An 18,384-nucleotide genomic window follows, 5' to 3' on the forward strand; every position below is an offset into this window, starting at 1 on the left:
CCAACCTCTGGAGGCACCACTTGCCAGGCCTTAACCTGACGCGCGACGAAGCCGCGCAGCGCGCTGAAATACTCAATGTCGAGTCCTACAACGTCACCCTGGATCTGACCAAGGGCGCCACGGTGTTCGGATCCACCACCGTGGTGAAGTTCTCGGCAAAGGCTGGAGCCTCGACGTTTATCGACGCCGTGACCGAGAGCGTTTACAGCGTTACCCTGAACGGCACCGAACTGGATCCCGCCGAGGTATCCGATGGCGTCCGCATCCAACTTCCAAACCTTGCCGACGAGAATGAACTCATAGTCGTCGCCGATGCGCGCTACATGAACACAGGTGAGGGCCTCCATCGTTTCGTGGATCCGGTGGATGGGGAGGTCTACCTCTACACCCAGTTCGAGGTTCCGGATTCCCGGCGGATGTTCGCTGTCTTCGAGCAGCCGGACCTGAAGGCCAGCTTCACGTTCCGCGTCACTGCTCCCTCACACTGGGACGTCGTCTCCAACTCCCCCACCCCGGTACCGGTTGAAACTGATGCAGGCGAGGACGGTGGAGCCAGGTCCGTGTGGGAATTCGCTCCCACTCCGCGTCTGTCCTCGTATGTCACCGCCCTGATAGCCGGACCGTACCAGTCCGTCCGTTCCGAGGTGACAAGTTCGGACGGCAGGGTCATTCCGTTGGGCGTCTTCGCGCGCAAATCCTTGATGCAGTACCTGGATGCGGACAACATCTTCGAACTGACCCGCCAGGGCTTTGAATTCTTCGAGGCACAGTTTGGCTGCCCCTACCCGTTTGAAAAGTACGATCAGCTGTTCGTCCCCGAATTCAATGCCGGGGCAATGGAAAACGCCGGCGCGGTGACAATCCTGGAAGGCTACATCTTCCGCGGCAAGGTCGCCGGCGCACAGATCGAGCGCCGGGCCATCACGGTCCTGCACGAACTCGCGCACATGTGGTTCGGGGACCTGGTGACCATGCGCTGGTGGAACGACCTCTGGCTCAACGAGTCCTTCGCCGAGTACATGTCCCACCTGGCCGCTGTGGAAAACACGGCCTTCGACAGGGCTTGGACGACCTTCGCCTCCGTTGAGAAATCGTGGGCATACCGTCAGGATCAACTGCCCACCACGCACCCGATCTTCGCGGAAATCAACAACCTGGAAGACGTAGAGGTCAATTTCGACGGCATCACCTACGCCAAGGGCGCCTCCGTGCTGCGGCAGTTGGTTGCCTGGGTTGGACCGGAACAGTTCATGTCAGGGGTGCGCACGTACTTCGCCAAGCACGCTTGGAAGAACACCGAACTGGCTGACCTCATGGTGGAACTCGAAGCCGCAAGCGGCCGTGACCTGGACGTGTGGGGCAAGCTCTGGCTCGAAACCGCCGGCGTGAACACCCTGGCTCCCGAGGTGGACGTGGAGCAGGACGGCACCATCACCGCGTTCAACATCCTGCAGTCCGCGATCGACGAACAACCAACGCTTCGTCCCCATCGCCTCGCGGTGGGCTTCTACAACCTCACCGAAGAGGGCAAGCTGGAGCGGACGCACCGCGAGGAGCTCGACGTCGAGGGTCCCCGGACCGAAGTCCCCGCCTTGGCAGGCCTCACACGCCCGGACCTCATCCTGCTCAATGATGATGATCTCGCCTATGCCAAAGTACGACTGGACGCCCACTCGCTGGCCACAGCGAAAGCGCATCTCAAGGATTTTGCCGCCAGCTTGCCCCGCACACTGGTCTGGGGCTCCGCATGGGATGCGGCACGGGACGGAGAAACTCCTGCGCGCGGCTACGTCGAACTGATACTGGCGAACATCGCGGAGGAAACAGACTCCTCTGTGATCCTCGTTCAGCTGCGGCAGCTTGCCACGACGCTGACCTACTATGTGGCGGCCGGGCACAAACTGGAGGCAACGATCGCTGCCGCCGATAAGCTGTGGGAGCTCGCGTCTGCGGTGGAAGCCGGCTCGGATGCGCAGTTGCAGTTCGTGAAGTCCTATGCGCAACTTGCACGCAGCGCAGATCAGCTGGACCGTATCCAGGCACTGCTGGACGGGACCGACACTCTTGAGGGCCTAACCGTTGACCAGGACATGCGCTGGGAACTGCTAACCGCTTTGGTGGCCGGCGGCAGGCAGGGCCAGGAGCGCATCGACCAGGAACTCGCCCGCGACAACACCTCCACCGGCCAAAATGCAGCGGCACAGGCCAAGGCCGCCATTCCCACAGCGGAGGCCAAAGCTGCAGCGTGGGATTCCATCGTGGTCAAGGGCGAACTCTCCAACGCCCTGCAAGCCTCCGCAGTGGCCGGCTTCATGCGGGTGCCGGACACCACCCTGCTGGAGCCTTACGCTGAGAAGTACTTTGAAGCGGTCCCCGGGATTGTCAAAGAACGCACGCACGCGTTGGCCCAGCAGATTGTCGTGGGCCTGTACCCGGCGCAGCTAACAACCCAGGCCACGGTGGACCGGACGGACGAATTCCTTGCAGCTCTTCCAGAGGAGAGTGCCGCCCTGCGCCGCATGATGCTGGAAAACCGGGACGCCGTGGCGCGGGCGCTCCGTGCCCGGGCAGCGGACGTGGACGTGGACGCCTAAGCAGTCCGTTGGGGGCCTGTGCCGGCGCTGTTTGGCAGATGGCTAAACTGTCCGCATGGGCCTCAACGAACACCACTATGCATTGACCGTCCGCTGGACTGGAAATCTGGGCGCGGGTACGGAAAGCTACAGAGGGTACTCGCGGGATCATGACATAGAAATTCCCGGGCTGCCCATCCTCAAAGGTTCCGCAGATCCAACGTTCCACGGCGACCGCACGCGCTACAACCCCGAGCAACTCCTGCTTGCTGCCCTGTCGCAATGCCACATGCTCTCCTTCCTGCACGTGGCGGTAAAACATGGGGTTGTTGTTACCGGCTACGAGGACAACGCCGAGGGCACCATGAAGCTAAATCGTGACGGCAGCGGTCAATTCGAGAGCGTGACTCTGAAGCCGCACGTCACTATCGCGGATCCGGCTCATTCGGCCTTGATGGCGCAACTTCACCACGAAGCCAATCAGGTCTGTTTCATAGCCCGCAGCGTCAATTTCCCGGTGTTGCACGAGCCAATCACGACGGCGGCAGCGGCCTGACGCTGTAAGCCCCCTTAGCTCTGTTGCTTCCGCAGGAGTCCTACCAGCCTGCGTTCGGTTTCACGGCTTAAGCCTGCCTTGCGCTCCCTTTCCAAGCCCAGGCTTCGCTCATAGTCCAGAGCGCCCCGGAGGGTCTCCTGCCACGGGCGCAACGTCATCCCGAGCGCCTTCGCTGCTTGATTGCTTCGCGATTGGAAACCGTCGTGGTCCGCTGGCAACCAGAGAGGAAGTGAGTCCGGCCCGGACCAGTACTCGACGCCTTGCCCGACCAGCCAGTCTTCGTCGGCCTGGACAATTTCGCTCCATGGAAGCCGCCGCTCCGTGCCGGGCTGACTCTCCTGGCCCAGCGCCGCGCGGCTGGATTCCGAAATGTACTCACTGAACGGAACTACATCTCCCAACGCGTTGTACGTGCCCGTCAGGCCCATCCCTGCCCCTTGGATGATCCATCCGGCGAGGTCACGGACGTCGATGATCTGGGTGGCGTCGTCGGGAATGTTCGGCACGAGAACCGGCTCCGTATTGGCTGCAAAGCGCGCAGGCCAATAACCGTAACGGTCGGAGCCGTCCCCTGGTCCTCCGATCAGCCCGGCCCGCACAATGTGGGCTTTGTGCCCAACCAAAGCCAGCGTCATCTGCTCAATCGCAGACTTCGATTCACCATAGGTTTCCGGAGTGCCTGATTGTCCTTCAGGCAACGGTTCAAGAAGCGTCGCGTTCTCGTCAGCGCCACGAACCGAATGATCCGCATACACCGAGCAACTGGACACGAAGGTCCAATGGCCCGCATGGGGTCCCAACGCTTCAAGGGCATCCCGCGCTTGAACAGGGTCCCTGGAAACCTCGACAACCGCATCCCAGCTGCTGTTCACGTCCCCATAGGCTGCACTACCCAAGGCGCGGTCGCCACGGACCCAGGCCACGCCGTCGGGCGGGTTCGCCTGGGTGCCACGGGCCAGACACGTGACGTCGTGCCCCAAGGCAAGCGCCTGCTTTGCGATTTCAGCTGACAGGAAGGCGGTACCGCCAAGGACCAGGATGCGCATACCGTCACGCTACGGCGATAGGGTTGGAAGTGGACAGAGTGTTCCGCGCCCGGCGAACACGGGCCGACGACAAGGAGTTATTCCACCTTGACCTCCATCCCCTTGGCGGAAACCATCACCATTGAACCGGAGAAAATAGACTTCGTTTCGATCCTCATCACTTTAGGCGTGGGCCTGCTGGTGTGGATCGTGGCGCGGTTCATCATCCTGCGCATCACACGGCGGGTATCCGCCGGCAGCTCCTTCTTCAAGAAACCCCACTTCAAATGGGTGCAACCGGCAATCCGCGCACTGGATCACGAACGCCGGTCACAGCGCGCCGAAACCATCGGCACTTTGCTGACAAGCCTCGTGAGCGTCGTGGTCGTGGTGATCGTGATCATCTACGTCCTCAAGTTCATGAACGTGGACGTCGCGCCCCTGCTGACAAGCGTGGGAATACTGGGTGTCGCCATCGGTTTCGGTGCACAGCAGCTGATCCGTGACTTCCTCGCCGGGATCTTCATCACCATCGAAGACCAGTACGGAATAGGCGATGTGATCGTTACCAGCGAAGTGATTGGTACCGTTGAATCAGTGGGCCTGCGCATTACGCGGGTCCGCGCTGAGGACGGAGCCATCTGGTATCTGCGAAACGGCGAAATCCTGCGCGTGGGCAACCGCTCGCAGGGAGACTACGTTCCGCTGGAGTCGCCGGAAACCGACGACAATGATGCTGCCCAGAAGGCTGAGGAGAAGGCCAGTGAGTGAAACGAACCCCCAGGCTGGTCAGCGACGCCAGCTGATGCAGAACGATCCCTTCAGCCAGCCTGCCTACACGGACAGCTTTTACGCGGCCGTGGGCGGGCACGATACTTTCGTGAAGCTGATCGACGTCTTCTACGACGGCGTTGCGCAGGATCCGCTCCTGCGGCCCATGTACCCCGAAGAGGACTTGGAACCGGCCAAACGGCGCTTCCTCATGTTCCTGGAGCAGTATTGGGGCGGTCCCACTACTTACAGCGAGGAGCGCGGCCATCCGCGCCTGCGGATGCGCCACATGCCGTTCCGCGTCACGCCCGAAGCGAAGGACCGCTGGCTCTTCCATATGCGGACAGCAGTGGGCTCGCTGGGGTTGTCGCCTCTTCACGAGGGAACCCTTTGGGACTACATGGAACGCGCTGCCCTGACCATGGTGAACAGCCCCTCGGCCGTCTGAGGTCGGCTGGGCCTAGAACCCGGGACCCAAGCCTGCGCCCGTGCGAACCAGGACATGGCCACGAGGACCACTTAAGCGGAACCAGCGTCCGTTGCGGAACAACTGCTGCTCGCCCCCGCCCAGGAATCCCAAGGCGAAGGCAGCAAAGGCTGCACCCGCCGGCAGGTCACTGAGTCCGGGGAGTTCCCTTCCCCACACGGCGGCCCGGGCCGTATTCACAACGGCAGCGCCAGCGGCAGTGGGCACAACGCCAGCCACCTCGGCAATGCCGGCTTCCGCGGCTGACTTCAGATCGGCGTCGAGCACCGTCCCCAGGACTGCCCAACCGCTCCTGGGCGCGCCGACGCCGGCCCATGACTCCGAAACCGTCGACGGCGGAATGGGCAACTCGACGTCGTCGGCACCCGAGCGGGCAAGACGGTCCATGACGGAGGCGAGCGTCACAGTGACATCGGCTTGGGCAGGTTCTGCAAGCGCCATGGTCCGTAACCCAAGGATTGTGGGAGTTGATTCACCCAGGATGCGTGGCCTGAGTACACACACGTACGCGGCCAATACCTGGCCTGCGGCCTGCAGGCGGATGGCGCCGTCATCGATGCTCTTGGCACGCGTGACGTAGGTCCGCAGGTCAACGAGGTCGCGCGGATCGGCAAAGCGGAAGGACTGGGTCAAGAGGTCTGTCACAGCATCGACTCTACCGGCATGTCCGCGGTTGAGAGGGGTCCGGGCGCCGTCTAGAGTCGAACCATGACAGACACGAACGCCGGCCTCAAGGTTGAGGCACCCGCAGAAGATCCGACGGAAGTCCTCATTGGCCTGTTGGACCTTGGTGACTTCGACGGAGCCCGGACCAATGAGGACATTTTCCTTGGACCTTCCCAAAAACAGCCCCGGCATCGTGTCTTCGGCGGCCAGGTCCTGGCCCAATCCATGATGGCTGGCATGCGAACCGTGGAACCTGACCGGGTGGCGCACTCCATGCACGGCTATTTCCTGCGGCCCGGCGACGCCAATAAGCCCATCACGTTCGGTGTGGAACGGCTGCGTGACGGTCGGTCCTTCTCGGCACGGCGCGTTCATGCTTATCAGGACGGTGTGCCGATCCTTTCCATGATTGCCTCGTTCCAGGTTGAAGATGAAGGCCTGGATCATCAAGCGACAATGCCCGAAGGCATGCCGGAACCCGAGTCGTTGCCCAGTACGGCTGAGTTGCTGGCTCAATTCGACCACCCGTTGGCACGGCATATGTCCTCGGAGCGGCCGTTCGACGTCCGTCACATCGACCCCGCACTTTACGTGTCACCGCCAAGCGAGCACGTGGCCACCAATGCCGTCTGGATGAAGACGATGGGCCCCTTGCCCGACGACCCCAAACTGCACTTGGCCGCCTTGGCGTACGCCAGCGACTACACCCTGTTGGAACCCGTCCTCCGCAAACACGGCCTCGCCTGGATGACGCCGGGCATGAGCGTCGCCAGCCTCGATCACGCCATGTGGTGGCACCGGCCGGTCCGGGTGGACGAGTGGATGCTGTACGTTCAGGAGTCCCCCAGCGCGCAAGGGGCCCGCGGCTTGGCTACCGGGCGGATATTCAACCGCGAAGGCCTGCACGTTGCGACCGTGGCACAGGAGGGCATGGTCAGGATTCCATAGCAATGAGGCCGGTCCCTGTTGGGACCGGCCTCATTTTGTGCCTGTGACGACCCGTTAGTCGCGGGTCAGACGGCGGTGCGTCACACGGTGCGGCTTGGCCGCATCAGCGCCAAGGCGCTCCACCTTGTTCTCCTCGTAGGAGTCGAAGTTACCTTCGAACCAGTACCACTTGGACGGGTTCTCGTCGTCACCTTCATAGGCGAGGATGTGGGTTGCTACCCTGTCCAGGAACCAACGGTCGTGGGAGACCACCACGGCACAGCCCGGGAACTCGAGCAGGGCATTTTCCAGGCTGCTCAGGGTTTCGACGTCGAGGTCGTTGGTGGGCTCGTCGAGGAGCAAAAGGTTGCCACCCTGCTTAAGCGTCAACGCAAGGTTAAGACGGTTACGCTCACCACCGGAGAGGACGCCAGCCTTCTTTTGCTGGTCCGGGCCCTTGAAGCCGAAGGCCGAAACGTAGGCACGCGAAGGCATTTCCACTTGGCCGACCTGGATGTAGTCATGGCCTTCGGAAACAACTTCCCAGAGAGACTTATTGGGATCGATGCCGCCACGGGACTGGTCCACGTAGGAGATCTTTACGGACTCGCCGATCTTGAGCTCACCGTCGTCCAGGGGCTCCATGCCGACGATGGTCTTGAACAAGGTGGACTTACCCACACCGTTGGGTCCAATAACGCCAACGATGCCGTTGCGGGGCAACGAGAAGGAGAGGTCTTCGATCAGGACGCGGTCGTCGAACCCCTTCTTCAGGTTCTTGGCCTCGATCACCACCGAGCCCAGGCGCGGACCCGGCGGAATCTGGATCTCTTCGAAGTCCAACTTGCGGGTGCGCTCGGCCTCCGCAGCCATTTCTTCATAGCGGGCCAAACGGGGCCTTGGACTTGGTCTGGCGGCCCTTGGCATTGGAGCGCACCCATTCAAGTTCCTCGGTGAGGCGCTTGGACAGCTTTGCGTCCTTCTTGCCCTGGACCTCAAGGCGGGCCTTCTTCTTCTCCAGGTAGGTGGAGTAGTTACCCTCGTACGGGTAGAGGTGGCCGCGGTCGACTTCTGCGATCCACTCAGCCACGTGGTCCAGGAAGTAGCGGTCGTGGGTCACGGCAAGGACCGCACCGGGGTACTGGGAGAGGTGCTGCTCGAGCCAAAGGACGCTCTCGGCGTCCAAGTGGTTGGTGGGCTCGTCAAGGAGCAGGAGGTCCGGCTTCTGGAGGAGAAGCTTGCACAGCGCTACGCGGCGGCGTTCACCACCAGAGAGGACCGTGACATCGGAATCAGCGGGCGGGCAGCGCAATGCGTCCATGGCCTGTTCGAGCTGGGAATCAATATCCCAGGCATCGGCAGCGTCAATGGCTTCCTGCAGCTTTCCCATCTCATCCAGGAGAGTGTCGTAGTCCGCATCCGGGTTCGCCATCTCTTCGGAGATCTCGTTGAAACGCTGGATCTTGCCGTAGATCTCGCCAACGCCTTCCTGGACGTTGCCAAGGACGGTCTTTTCCTCATTCAGCGGCGGTTCCTGCAAGAGGATGCCCACGGTGTAACCGGGGCTCAGGCGGGCCTCGCCGTTTGAAGGGGTGTCCAGCCCGGCCATGATCTTCAGGATGGTGGACTTGCCAGCACCATTCGGGCCCACGACGCCAATCTTTGCGCCAGGGTAGAACGACATGCTGACATCGTCCAAAATAAGTTTGTCGCCAACGGCCTTGCGAGCCTTGGTCATCGTGTAAATGAATTCCGCCATGCCCTTAAATCTAGTGGGTAGGCGGACAGATCTCACATTCGGTGTTGTCGAACACTGCCCTCAGCTCCAGGCAGTGCTGCTAGCGAACGCTGCCCACGAAGCATTTCCCCGTGGCAAGTACTGGCAGCACGCTCATCACGACGCCTCCGTCCCGGATCTGGCCCATGACACAACTATCGCCTGCCAGCGCCGCAGCTTCCAGCGCATCGACATCAAGACCTGTGGGCGTCCGGCTGACGGACACTTCCACGTTGGCTTTGGGAATGCCTGCCGAAACCAGGGCTGCCCGAACGGATTCCGTATCCGGCTTGGGGCTGGCGGACACGATCTTTTTCAGCGTTGCCTCCACAGTCGTGCTCGTGGCCACTACAGCAGGGTCCATAGTCGTTCCGCTGCCGGGCTGTTGCGCGGCCGGACTTGAAGAGGTGATGCCGGCCATGGGCCTTTCGGGCGACGGCGCGGTACATGCTGACAGTGCCAGCGCAGCAATAATGACCAGAAAGGTCCCGACGGCCTTACCGTTCAGCTGAAAGTTGCTTTCATGGCCCGGCTGCTCCACCCTGGTTCCCCTGCTCATCACATAGCCATTCTGCCATTCCCATGGACGTCCCGCGGGCGTAGCGTGGGCCAGGTGGTGGCGCGCCGGAATCGGCGGCCGCGGGAAGGAGAAGCCCATGGAAGCAAATATCCCCAACGCCGAGGCGTCGATCACCGTAGCGGCCCCCGCGCGAGCAGGTATGGGAGGCCCTGACGGATCCTGGCCTCATCAAGGAATACTTCCTCGGAACCAATGTCGAAACGACCTGGCGGGTAGAGGATCCCATCACCTACTCCGGCGAGTACAACGGCAAGGCATACGAGGACAAGGGCACCATCCTGGCTTTCGAACCCTTGCAGCTCCTGAAAACCACGCACTACAGTCCTTCATCGGGACTTCCCGATTCCCCCGAAAACTACCACACGGTGGAATATCGCCTGGCCGATGCGGACGAAGGAACATCCGTAACCATTACGCAAGGCAACAACAAGAGCGAAGAAGAAGTGGAGCATTCCGCAGCGACGTGGCGCATGGTTCTTCAGAATCTCAAGGAATTTCTCGAGTCACAGCCCAACGAGCCACGCAGTTAAAGAATCAATCCCCCGGAACCCTGCAGGTTCCGGGGGATTTCTTGTGCCCCAGGAGGGAATCGAACCCCCGACCGGCGGATTAGAAGGCCGCTGCTCTATCCCCTGAGCTACTGGGGCGCACAAGCGCCAATACAAGCCTAAGCCGCTGGCGCCACAAAGAGTTTACAGTGCATTCGGACCGCGGCCTGCCAGCCCACGCCCACCGACACTTTTCCTCCACAACAACCTTACGAGCCGGACTTATTCACATAGGCCAAGACCGTACTCCCCTATCTGGTTTGCATGGATGAGGCTAAGAGGGCCGGACGGGCACTTTCCTATATCGAGAAGGACCACCATGAACGACACCATTACTCTTCGCGGCTTTGTAGCCTCGGAAGTCAAGAGTTCCACCACTACACGCGGAACGTCCACTGCTTCATTTCGCCTTGGGACAACTGAACGGCGCTACGACCGCACCAGCAATACATGGGTGGACGGCAACACCAACTGGTACACGGTGCAATCCTTTCGCTACTTGGCCGGGCACGTCGGCTGCAGCGTGAAGAAGGGTCAACGCGTCATCGTCATCGGAAAGTTACGCCTGAGGCAGTGGGAACACGAGGGCAGGATCTACCACGTGGCAGAAATCGACGCAGAATCGGTCGGGCACGATCTCATGTGGGGTTCTGCGAACTTCACCCGGATGAACGGGACGTCGGCTTCCGCTGACTCAAACCCGTCCGGCGAGACAGCCGGGAAGCCTGGAGATCCGGGGATTGAGTGGGAGGCCGGCGACAACGAACAAGCGCCCCCGGAGGACGAGACGGAAACCGTCGACGTCGATGGTCCTGACGGTGCCGGTCCGATGGTGGTAAACACCACTACAGGTGAGTTGGTGGGTGCCGGGGCTTGAACTCCGCATCGGGGACCGCGATGAAACTGGTGGGACCAGCCCCGCACTGGAGAATATTCTGGGTCCATGGCATTCGACGCAGCAGCTCCCCGATTGGAGACAGCTCCGGCATCCTGGGAGGGCCGTGGAGGAATTGTTCGGGGTCAAGGGCGAGCCGTCCCGGTGCTGGTGCCGCTGGTTCGCCCTCCCCGGCAAGGAGTTCAGGTCTGCGGCACCCAGCGAACTCAAGGAACTCCTGCGGGCACGTTTCAACGAGGACCCTGGGCCGGGGGTGCTGGCATTCCGGGGTGGTCAGGCGGTGGGCTGGTGCGCTGTGGAACCGCGGGCAAACTATCCCCGCATAGAACGGTCGCAGCTTCTTCGGGCGGCAGACCTCCCGCCCGTTGACGTTGGGACCCTTTGGTCGGTGAGCTGCTTTGTGGTTTCACCGAGTCATCGGCGCTCAGGTGTTGCAGCGACGTTACTCCGGGCAGCCGTTGACCACGCATTCAATAACGGGGCTACGACCCTTGAGGCATACCCCGTCGATACCAGCCTTCGTCCAAAGGCCGGGCCGTCCGACTTGTATCACGGCACAGTTTCGCTGTTCATTGAAGGCGGGTTCTCGGTGGTTTCAACTCCCCTTCCCGGGCGCGCCGTGGTTCGCCTCCACGGGCAGCCCGCTTAGCCAGCTGTCATCGCGGCAGCTACGGCAGCGTGAGGATCATTGGTCCATCAGCTGTGACAGCGACGGTGTGCTCACTATGGGCGGCCTTGTTTCCGCTGGCTGAACGCAGAGTCCACTCGTCTTCATCGTGATAGTAGTCATCCTTGCCGCCCAGGATGAGCATTGGTTCGATGGCAATGACCAACCCCTCTTGAAGTTTGATACCCCTGCCCGGTCTGCCGATGTTGGGGACGGGCGGCTCGGCGTGCATTGTCCGGCCGATACCGTGGCCGCCATGATCGGCCAATAATCCGTATCCAGCACGCTTGGCCTCGCCGCCTATCGCATAGGCGAGGTCGCCCATCTTGTTGCCCACACGGGCAGCTTCGATACCCCGGGCGAGTGCAGCGTCCGTTGCATCGATCAGCGCCTGGTCCACCGGATCTGCCGTCCCCACGATGAAGCTGATGGCAGCATCTCCACACCAGCCTTCAAGGAAGGCACCGCAATCCACACTGAGGAGGTCCCCGTCCTGGAGGACGTAGCCATTTGGGATTCCATGCACCACCGCGTCATTGACACTGGCACAGATCACCCCGGGAAACGGGACAGCTGCCCACCGGGGGTGGTAATCAAGGAAGGCCGGCTTAGCCCCGGCGTCGGAAATCAGGCTGCTGGCAACCTCATCCAAGTCCTTGAGGGAAACACCGACGTCAGCATGCTCCCTGACCGCCGCCAAGGCGTTGGCCACCACCCTCCCGGCCTCGCGCATCATCGAGACCTGATCCGGTGTCTTCACCATGGACATGGGTTTCCTCCACTAATGCCGGGCGGGATGGTTCGCTGCTGGGGGGGCATTGTGGGGCCCGCTGGCTCTTGGTCCCACTCTACGTGGGGCAGCTCGTCTGCATAGGGTGAAGAGCAAACTGGACTTCCGGGTTGGATACTTCCCAGAACGCGCGGTCATACAGTTGAGGAATGGAGAACAAGGACCTGCTTGAGGCCATCCGCTCAAAGCTTCGAACCGCCGGGGATGCTGAGCGTGCTCGCGGAGCCCAGGCGTATATGAAGTCGGACATGCCCTCGTGGGGTATCCGGGTGCCTGAGGTGCGCAGGACCGCCAAGGCTGCCGCCAAGCAGTTTCCCATCTCTTCACCCGTCAGCCTGCGCGAGGCCGTCCGTGATTTGTGGCGGAATGCCCAAGCCCGCGAAGAACGGTATGCAGCCATTGAATTGACAGGCTTGCCGATGGTCAAGGAAGACCTTGCCATGCTTCCCGTCTATGAGGAAATAATCCGCACCGGCGCCTGGTGGGACCTTGTCGACGGAGTGGCCCATCGTCTCTGTGCCCTCCTCCTTGCCCATAGGTCCACCATGACGCCGCTTTTGCTGCAGTGGTCCACGGACGAGGATATGTGGATCCGGAGGGCGTCCATCACTGCTCAATTGGCGGCCAAGACGCGGACGGACCCTGGACTGCTGGCGGCTGTTATTAAGCCCAACCTTGCCGACAAGGAGTTTTTCATCCGCAAGGCCATCGGCTGGGCCTTGCGGGAGTACAGCAAGGCGAACCCCGAGTGGGTCAGGGCATTCGCCGCAGAGAATGCCCCGGCCCTCAGCCCGCTCTCCACACGCGAGGCAGTACGGCTTCTACCCTCTCCTTGAGCGCCGCGCAATCTTAGATGATCGGACGCAGGCCTGGTTCGTCGCGTTTGCGGAAAAGGCTCTTTGTCTTCGGATCCACGAAGATCAGGTAAACGGCAAACAGAAGAGCGATGATGGCCGCCGCGTTCCGCGCCAGGGTCAAGGCGAGGCCGAGATCCTCGCTTTGAAGATAGGGGAACACATCCAGTTGGTCCGAGATGGCATAGACCATGAAGAACGACACCACGAAGTAGACAGCCTTCACCTGCCAGTCGTTGCGGATGCCGGTTACAGCAAACAGCGGAATCAGCCACACCACGTACCATGACTGGATCATGGGTGCCAGCAGGACAATCGCCGCAAAGGCCAACGTGAGCCGGCGCATCAGGCGGTCGTGCTCTCCCCGGAACACCTGCCAGGCGATGGCCCCCACCATCAGCACCTTGCCGGCGTCGTAGACCCACTTAGCCATGCCCCAGCCATCGAGGCCAAAAACGTTGAAGATCGAGGCGACAACCAGGCCGATCAAACCGATGGGTGCATACCAGATCCAGACGCTCCCGGGGGCGGAGAGGCCCTTCACCCATCCAAACCCAAACCCGTTGACCAGGCTCATGGCGTACAGGAGGCCGAAGGTCAGGGCGGCTGTCAGGAACCAGAAAAGGATCTTGCGCGGCCATGACGCACCCTTGCCCGCCCAGAGCAAGCCGATAAAGGGCAGGAAGACCACCGTGATTGGCTTGACCGAAATGGAGAGTGTCACCAGCACCAAGCCCAGCACCACCCGGCGTGTGGCGCAGTAGTACAGACCAGCCAGGGCCAGCCCAATCATGAGAGCGTCGTTGTGGACACTGGCAATGAAGTTGGTGAGAAAGAGAGGGTTGGCGGCTGTCAACCATAGAGCACGGTGTGGATTGACGCCGTGGAGCTCTGCCAGCTTGGGCACGTAAATGATGCAAAGTATGACGCCCGCAACTGCCACCAACCTGAACAGCATGATGCAGGCCTCAGGTTGGACATTGGTCACCCAAACAACAAATTGTTCGATCCAAAGGAAGAACTGACCGTACGGAACGGGAGCTTCCGTCCACATCTTGTCCGCACCCAATTGGAAGTAGTTCGGGAGGGCGGAAATCCCATTCTCGTAGGGATTCATTCCCTCAACCATGAGTCTGCCTTGGCCGATGTAGGCGTAGACGTCCCTGCTGAACAGCGGGACAGTGAACATCATGGGCAGTCCCCAGGCCACCACGGCCTGCAAAGTGGCCTTGCGGGCTTGGAGTCCCCAGACCCGGACACGCTGCCCCAGGCGCAGCCAAGCCCGGACAAGCAGCATGCCACCGACAGCCAGCAGGACGATGGAAAGCGCGACGCCAACACCTTCGGTACGCATCCAGATGAAAAGCGGAAGCCGTCGAAGTTCAGACACTGGTGCGAGCCAGCCAACGCCCAGCGAGCCGAAGACAAGGAACATCGAACCAATGAAACCGGCGATCAGCGGGGACCTGGCGTTATCCACTTCGATGGCAGCAGCAACCGCAGGCGGCGCTTCTTTCCCTGCCTTCTGGGCGGCGGGTACAGGCACCGTCATGTGGTCTTCATCCAATCGTTTGCCCGTTGCGTTCCGGGACAGAAATCTGAATCTCTGGGGGCTGTCCACGACAGGAAGAAAGGACACTGCCGTGCTCAAAAATCCTACCATCGGAGCACTTCGAACCGCCTGAAGGATAGGCTAGGCGCGTGCCTATTACTAATGAACGCATCGTCTGGATTGACTGCGAAATGACCGGCCTGGACCTCAAGAACGACGCCCTGATCGAGGTTGCGGCGCTCGTGACGGACTCCGAGCTCAACATCCTGGGCGATGGCGTGGACGTCGTCATCAAGCCCGACGACGCAGCGCTGGAGCAAATGAACGACTTCGTTCGAGACATGCACACCCGCTCAAAGCTCCTTGACGAACTCCCCCACGGCAAGACGATGGCCGAGGCCGAGGCGCAGGTGCTTGAGTACATCGAGAAGTGGGTTCCAGACCCCCGCAAGGCCCCGCTGGGAGGCAACTCCGTAGGCACGGACAGGATGTTCCTGGCCAGGGACATGCCGAACATTGTGGAGCACCTCCACTACCGCGTCATCGATGTCAGCACCATCAAGGAACTCTCGCGCCGCTGGTTCCCGCGGGCATACTTCCAGTCGCCGGCCAAGCATGGCGGACATCGCGCACTGGGGGACATCAAGGATTCCATCGACGAGCTCCGTTACTACAGGCAGGCCGTTTTTGTGCCCGCCCCTGGGCCTGACACGGCTACCGCGCAGCGCATCTCCAAGGACATCACGGCTACTGCTGAGACTCTGGGCTCAACGGAAACTATGTGATCTGCGCCATTTTTGAAGGTTTTTTCGTCGAAACCGGCAAAAGTGGACTTTTCACCCCAAAACAGCAGGTAAGCTATTTGTCGTTGCCTTCACGGAATGCCGGTCATACGGACTTACCGAAAAAGGCACATGGTGGGCGTAGCTCAGTTGGCAGAGCGCCTGGTTGTGGTCCAGGAGGTCGCGGGTTCAACCCCCGTCGCTCACCCCGCCGAGATTGGCTCAAAAAGCCGGTTTCCACAAAGGCCGCACCGGTTATCCGGTGCGGCCTTTGTTTTGTTTTGGCCCGGCTGCAGTCGCATGGGTTGCTTCCGGAACACAGCGATCAACCAAGGAAGAGCTGAGATGACCGTCCTCCCTGTGACCATTTGGGGCGAACCCGTTTTGCATCGTCGGGCAAGTGAAGTCGAAGTATTCGATGACGATCTCCGGAAACTCATCGCGGACATGTTTGAAACCAATGAAGCCGCGAACGGAGTAGGCCTCGCCGCACCCCAGGTAGGAGTCGGGAAGCGCATCTTTGTGTTTAAGTACGCGAACGACGACGACGCCCCTGATCAAGGCGTTCTGGTCAATCCCGTGTTGACCCTCTCAAAGGTCTCAGGCGCCCTCCCCGACCCGGAAGAGCACATTGAGGGCTGCCTGTCCTTCCCCGGAGAGCACTACCCTCTGCAGCGTGCCGAATGGGCCCGCGTCCAAGGCTTTGATGGTGACGGAAATCCTGTGGACTTCGAAGCCACGGGCTGGTTCGCTCGAGTCATGCAGCACGAGTACGACCATTTGGACGGCAAGCTTTACGTCAACCGCCTTGTGGACCGATATGCCAGGAAGGCAATGAAGCAGGCCAAGAAGAACGGTTGGGGCGTTCCCGGATTGACATGGATGCCTGGCGTCGACCCTGACCCGTTCGGACACTGATTCGATGAGCCAGGCACCCCATGCAGCATTGTTCGAGCTCTTGGACATTGCCGGCGAGGACGCCATGGAATGCGCCGCGCTCCTGGACAGAGCCCCCAGTGGCCACGTCCTGGAAGCATTGGAGCTTCTGCAGGAGCGGCTTGGCACTTTTCCGGCCGACAGTATTTCTCCCGACCGGATTTGGCCCGGCCAGCCCGTCGAGAGCGTCTGGATCGAGGCACTGCTCCGCTTCGCACCCAGAGTCCACGCATACCATCTGAAACTGGGTATCAGCACTGACGTCTCAGCAGCCACGCTGGCCGACGTAGGGCTCCAGCTGCGCATCAACCGCCGCGTCCACGGACATTTTGGCCTGGACACCTGGAGCTGGCTGACGTTGCATATGGCAGGGAATCTGTTCCGCCTCGGGCCGGTTGCAATTCCATTTGATCCGGAGCCGGTGTGACGACGGCCCAGGGGGCAACGTGGCGTACGCATCCGATTGGATCCTGGGTGTCCATATTCCCGAAGACGGCGGCCTCTCCCCTGCGCTGGTCGACGCCAGCTTTGACGAGGCTCGCTGGTTCTTTCCCCACTATTTCCCGGACAAACCGGCCACTGTGGCCACGTGCGAGTCCTGGATGCTGGATCCTTATCTGGTTGCGCGGCTTCCTGACAGCAACATCGCATCCTTCGCCCGCCGCTTCACCCTGGATCGGTGCACCGATGCCCCCACTGATGCCGTGTACTTCACGTTTAGGCAGCGGGGGCTCGGGAACCTGGACAAACTACCCCGGGAGACTTCGCTCCAGCGCATAGTCCTGGAGAGAATCGACGACGGCGGTACCTGGCAACTGGGGCACGGTCACCTGGCGCTGTAGATGGTCTGCTGATCCGGGCAAGAAGACAGGACGCGCATCATGGCATCCTTCTCCGACTGTGTGACCCACAGCTTGTACGCTGCCTTGACGGAGATCTGGCGCGCTACGTAGTGACACCGGAAGTTCTTGTTCGGAGGGAGCCACGTGGCCGCGTCGCCGGCGCCCTTCTTCACGTTCTCCGGCCCATCAGCCGCAATCAGGTTCAACGGATCATTTGCCAGCCTTTGGCGTTGCTGCACCGTTAACTGCTTGGCACCCTTCTGCCATGCGTCGGCCAGGGCGACAATGTGATCAATCTGAACTTCAGCGCTGGTGTCCTGGCCCCGACGGAAGGTTACGTGGGCGCCCGTGTAGGGTTCCTGAAACTCTCCCGTGGCAACCCTGCATGAGGAACCACTGGTGAACTCCACGGACGACAGGTCCCTGCGCAGGATGTCGTTCCTGGTATCGCATCCGTTTCGATCGGCATCCAGCCACGCCTGGCCGAATGCGGTTCGCTCATAGTCTTCCTGGGATGCGCGTCCCTTGACTTCCAGCTGTGCGAGTGCCGCGCTAGCCTTCTCCGCGGGAACGGCCTCGATGCCGGTAATGGGTTTCATCCAAGCGGGATTAAATACCGGCGCTTCACTGGGACCGGACACCCATGGCCCGGCTGCATCGAACTGGCCGGTGGACAAGAACCAGGACAGTCCTGCCGCGAGGGTTACGGCTGCCAATCCTAGAATGGCCCACGCCTGACGTGATCGTCTGCGCGCGCGTTTGTAGGCAGACCAGGTGATACTCAAGGGGCTCCGTCCAGTCGGGGTGGGTCGTGTCCTATGAGCGTAGGACACGGCACCGACAGTCAGAGCCGATATCCACAGTGTGTAGGAGAAGTCACACTGCAGTGATGGGGAACTTCCCCGGGTTACTGCTCACGCATAACGCGTTGGAGGTCTTCGGCAGCCACCTCCAGCAGCGTACGCAATTGCTGGACGCGTTCGTCGCTGACGTCCCCCGCCGCGTTTGCTGCGATGGCCTGGTCCAGCAGTTTCTGTGCCTGCTTGTGGTTGGCCCGTGCTACATCCAGCGCATGTTCCAGCGTTGTCTCGTGTTCCAAAGTCGATTCATTTTCCATGAACCCATTTTGGTCAGGTTTCCCGACTGATACCAGTAA

General features: G+C 61.1%; 20 protein-coding genes, 2 tRNA genes and 1 pseudogene. 14 read left to right on the plus strand and 9 right to left on the minus strand.

Annotation, left to right across the window (positions count from 1 at the left end; all coding sequences use genetic code 11):
• The first annotated feature begins 20 nt into the window (after positions 1–20).
• Positions 21–2,594, plus strand: a complete 2,574-nt coding sequence (gene pepN, locus LDP01_RS05140; protein WP_224090709.1) for an aminopeptidase N — start codon at positions 21–23, stop codon at positions 2,592–2,594.
• Between the two features lie 55 nt (positions 2,595–2,649).
• Positions 2,650–3,129: an OsmC family protein gene (locus LDP01_RS05145; protein WP_224090711.1), complete on the plus strand. Its 480-nt coding sequence runs from the start codon at positions 2,650–2,652 to the stop codon at positions 3,127–3,129.
• Positions 3,130–3,143: 14 nt separating this feature from the next.
• Here LDP01_RS05145 and LDP01_RS05150 read toward each other — a convergent pair whose 3' ends face one another.
• Positions 3,144–4,175: an NAD-dependent epimerase/dehydratase family protein gene (locus LDP01_RS05150; protein WP_224090713.1), complete on the minus strand. Its 1,032-nt coding sequence runs from the start codon at positions 4,173–4,175 to the stop codon at positions 3,144–3,146.
• An 87-nt stretch (positions 4,176–4,262) separates the two neighbouring features.
• On the opposite strand from LDP01_RS05150, the gene LDP01_RS05155 reads away from it, so the two are divergent.
• Both LDP01_RS05155 and LDP01_RS05160 read left to right on the plus strand, forming a co-directional pair.
• Complete coding sequence (locus LDP01_RS05155; RefSeq protein WP_224090714.1) at positions 4,263–4,925, plus strand: mechanosensitive ion channel family protein; 663 nt, start codon at positions 4,263–4,265, stop codon at positions 4,923–4,925.
• 34 nt (positions 4,926–4,959) lie between these two features.
• Positions 4,960–5,373, plus strand: a complete 414-nt coding sequence (locus LDP01_RS05160; RefSeq protein ID WP_224091042.1) for a globin — start codon at positions 4,960–4,962, stop codon at positions 5,371–5,373.
• Positions 5,374–5,385: 12 nt separating this feature from the next.
• Here LDP01_RS05160 and LDP01_RS05165 read toward each other — a convergent pair whose 3' ends face one another.
• Positions 5,386–6,057: a DUF8185 domain-containing protein gene (locus LDP01_RS05165; protein WP_224090715.1), complete on the minus strand. Its 672-nt coding sequence runs from the start codon at positions 6,055–6,057 to the stop codon at positions 5,386–5,388.
• A gap of 63 nt (positions 6,058–6,120) precedes the next feature.
• Between LDP01_RS05165 and LDP01_RS05170 the strand changes: the two genes are divergently transcribed.
• The gene (locus LDP01_RS05170) at positions 6,121–7,026 is read left to right on the plus strand and encodes an acyl-CoA thioesterase (RefSeq protein ID WP_224090716.1); all 906 of its coding nucleotides are present in this window, start codon (positions 6,121–6,123) and stop codon (positions 7,024–7,026) included.
• A gap of 54 nt (positions 7,027–7,080) precedes the next feature.
• Here the strand turns inward: LDP01_RS05170 and ettA are convergent.
• Positions 7,081–8,764, minus strand: a pseudogene (ettA, locus tag LDP01_RS05175) (energy-dependent translational throttle protein EttA).
• A 79-nt stretch (positions 8,765–8,843) separates the two neighbouring features.
• Complete coding sequence (locus LDP01_RS05180) at positions 8,844–9,440, minus strand: DUF6993 domain-containing protein (RefSeq protein WP_224090717.1); 597 nt, start codon at positions 9,438–9,440, stop codon at positions 8,844–8,846.
• 89 nt (positions 9,441–9,529) lie between these two features.
• On the opposite strand from LDP01_RS05180, the gene LDP01_RS05185 reads away from it, so the two are divergent.
• The gene (locus tag LDP01_RS05185; RefSeq protein WP_263433768.1) at positions 9,530–9,892 is read left to right on the plus strand and encodes an SRPBCC family protein; all 363 of its coding nucleotides are present in this window, start codon (positions 9,530–9,532) and stop codon (positions 9,890–9,892) included.
• 44 nt (positions 9,893–9,936) lie between these two features.
• Here LDP01_RS05185 and LDP01_RS05190 read toward each other — a convergent pair.
• A tRNA-Arg gene (locus LDP01_RS05190) sits at positions 9,937–10,009 on the minus strand.
• Between the two features lie 220 nt (positions 10,010–10,229).
• Here LDP01_RS05190 and LDP01_RS05195 point away from each other — a divergent pair.
• Together LDP01_RS05195 and LDP01_RS05200 are read left to right on the plus strand one after the other, a co-directional pair.
• Complete coding sequence (locus tag LDP01_RS05195) at positions 10,230–10,787, plus strand: single-stranded DNA-binding protein (RefSeq protein WP_224090718.1); 558 nt, start codon at positions 10,230–10,232, stop codon at positions 10,785–10,787.
• A gap of 124 nt (positions 10,788–10,911) precedes the next feature.
• Positions 10,912–11,454, plus strand: a complete 543-nt coding sequence (locus LDP01_RS05200) for a GNAT family N-acetyltransferase (protein ID WP_224090719.1) — start codon at positions 10,912–10,914, stop codon at positions 11,452–11,454.
• Between the two features lie 19 nt (positions 11,455–11,473).
• On the opposite strand, the gene map is transcribed toward LDP01_RS05200, so the two are convergent.
• On the minus strand, positions 11,474–12,241 hold the full coding sequence (gene map / locus LDP01_RS05205; protein WP_224090720.1) for a type I methionyl aminopeptidase: 768 nt from the start codon (positions 12,239–12,241) through the stop codon (positions 11,474–11,476).
• Between the two features lie 170 nt (positions 12,242–12,411).
• Between map and LDP01_RS05210 the strand changes: the two genes are divergently transcribed.
• Positions 12,412–13,098 carry a DNA alkylation repair protein gene (locus tag LDP01_RS05210; protein ID WP_224090723.1) on the plus strand — a complete coding sequence of 229 codons (687 nt, stop codon included), beginning with the start codon at positions 12,412–12,414 and terminating at the stop codon, positions 13,096–13,098.
• A gap of 13 nt (positions 13,099–13,111) precedes the next feature.
• On the opposite strand, the gene mptB is transcribed toward LDP01_RS05210, so the two are convergent.
• Positions 13,112–14,668, minus strand: coding sequence for a polyprenol phosphomannose-dependent alpha 1,6 mannosyltransferase MptB (mptB, locus tag LDP01_RS05215; RefSeq protein WP_224090725.1), 1,557 nt, complete (start codon positions 14,666–14,668; stop codon positions 13,112–13,114).
• Between the two features lie 149 nt (positions 14,669–14,817).
• Between mptB and orn the strand changes: the two genes are divergently transcribed.
• From orn to LDP01_RS05240, 5 genes are all read left to right on the plus strand, one after another.
• On the plus strand, positions 14,818–15,453 hold the full coding sequence (gene orn / locus LDP01_RS05220) for an oligoribonuclease (RefSeq protein WP_224090726.1): 636 nt from the start codon (positions 14,818–14,820) through the stop codon (positions 15,451–15,453).
• A gap of 132 nt (positions 15,454–15,585) precedes the next feature.
• Positions 15,586–15,658, plus strand: a tRNA-His gene (locus LDP01_RS05225).
• Between the two features lie 137 nt (positions 15,659–15,795).
• On the plus strand, positions 15,796–16,368 hold the full coding sequence (gene def, locus LDP01_RS05230; RefSeq protein WP_224090727.1) for a peptide deformylase: 573 nt from the start codon (positions 15,796–15,798) through the stop codon (positions 16,366–16,368).
• A 4-nt stretch (positions 16,369–16,372) separates the two neighbouring features.
• The gene (locus LDP01_RS05235; protein ID WP_224090728.1) at positions 16,373–16,813 is read left to right on the plus strand and encodes an acyltransferase domain-containing protein; all 441 of its coding nucleotides are present in this window, start codon (positions 16,373–16,375) and stop codon (positions 16,811–16,813) included.
• A gap of 19 nt (positions 16,814–16,832) precedes the next feature.
• A complete protein-coding gene (locus tag LDP01_RS05240) occupies positions 16,833–17,228 on the plus strand; it encodes a hypothetical protein (RefSeq protein ID WP_263433758.1) in 396 nt (131 codons plus the stop codon).
• Here the strand turns inward: LDP01_RS05240 and LDP01_RS05245 are convergent.
• Both LDP01_RS05245 and LDP01_RS05250 read right to left on the minus strand, forming a co-directional pair.
• Positions 17,213–18,013, minus strand: coding sequence for an HNH endonuclease family protein (locus LDP01_RS05245; RefSeq protein ID WP_224090730.1), 801 nt, complete (start codon positions 18,011–18,013; stop codon positions 17,213–17,215). The genes LDP01_RS05240 and LDP01_RS05245 overlap by 16 nt on opposite strands.
• Before the next feature lie 122 nt (positions 18,014–18,135).
• The gene (locus tag LDP01_RS05250) at positions 18,136–18,345 is read right to left on the minus strand and encodes a hypothetical protein (protein ID WP_224090731.1); all 210 of its coding nucleotides are present in this window, start codon (positions 18,343–18,345) and stop codon (positions 18,136–18,138) included.
• Between the last annotated feature and the right edge of the window lie 39 nt (positions 18,346–18,384).

This window comes from Arthrobacter sp. StoSoilB13 (genome assembly GCF_019977255.1).
Lineage (GTDB): Bacteria > Actinomycetota > Actinomycetes > Actinomycetales > Micrococcaceae > Arthrobacter.

What these genes read in the sequence shown, in the direction of transcription:
- LDP01_RS05145 (WP_224090711.1), top strand. Translation starts at nt 2,650, where the DNA reads ATGGGCCTCAACGAACACCACTATGCATTGACCGTCCGCTGGACTGGA.
- LDP01_RS05150 (WP_224090713.1), bottom strand. Translation starts at nt 4,175, where the DNA reads ATGCGCATCCTGGTCCTTGGCGGTACCGCCTTCCTGTCAGCTGAAATC.
- LDP01_RS05160 (WP_224091042.1), top strand. Translation starts at nt 4,960, where the DNA reads ATGCAGAACGATCCCTTCAGCCAGCCTGCCTACACGGACAGCTTTTAC.
- LDP01_RS05170 (WP_224090716.1), top strand. Translation starts at nt 6,121, where the DNA reads ATGACAGACACGAACGCCGGCCTCAAGGTTGAGGCACCCGCAGAAGAT.
- LDP01_RS05180 (WP_224090717.1), bottom strand. Translation starts at nt 9,440, where the DNA reads ATGGGCTTCTCCTTCCCGCGGCCGCCGATTCCGGCGCGCCACCACCTG.
- LDP01_RS05195 (WP_224090718.1), top strand. Translation starts at nt 10,230, where the DNA reads ATGAACGACACCATTACTCTTCGCGGCTTTGTAGCCTCGGAAGTCAAG.
- map (WP_224090720.1), bottom strand. Translation starts at nt 12,241, where the DNA reads ATGTCCATGGTGAAGACACCGGATCAGGTCTCGATGATGCGCGAGGCC.
- LDP01_RS05210 (WP_224090723.1), top strand. Translation starts at nt 12,412, where the DNA reads ATGGAGAACAAGGACCTGCTTGAGGCCATCCGCTCAAAGCTTCGAACC.
- mptB (WP_224090725.1), bottom strand. Translation starts at nt 14,668, where the DNA reads ATGACGGTGCCTGTACCCGCCGCCCAGAAGGCAGGGAAAGAAGCGCCG.
- def (WP_224090727.1), top strand. Translation starts at nt 15,796, where the DNA reads ATGACCGTCCTCCCTGTGACCATTTGGGGCGAACCCGTTTTGCATCGT.
- LDP01_RS05235 (WP_224090728.1), top strand. Translation starts at nt 16,373, where the DNA reads ATGAGCCAGGCACCCCATGCAGCATTGTTCGAGCTCTTGGACATTGCC.
- LDP01_RS05250 (WP_224090731.1), bottom strand. Translation starts at nt 18,345, where the DNA reads ATGGAAAATGAATCGACTTTGGAACACGAGACAACGCTGGAACATGCG.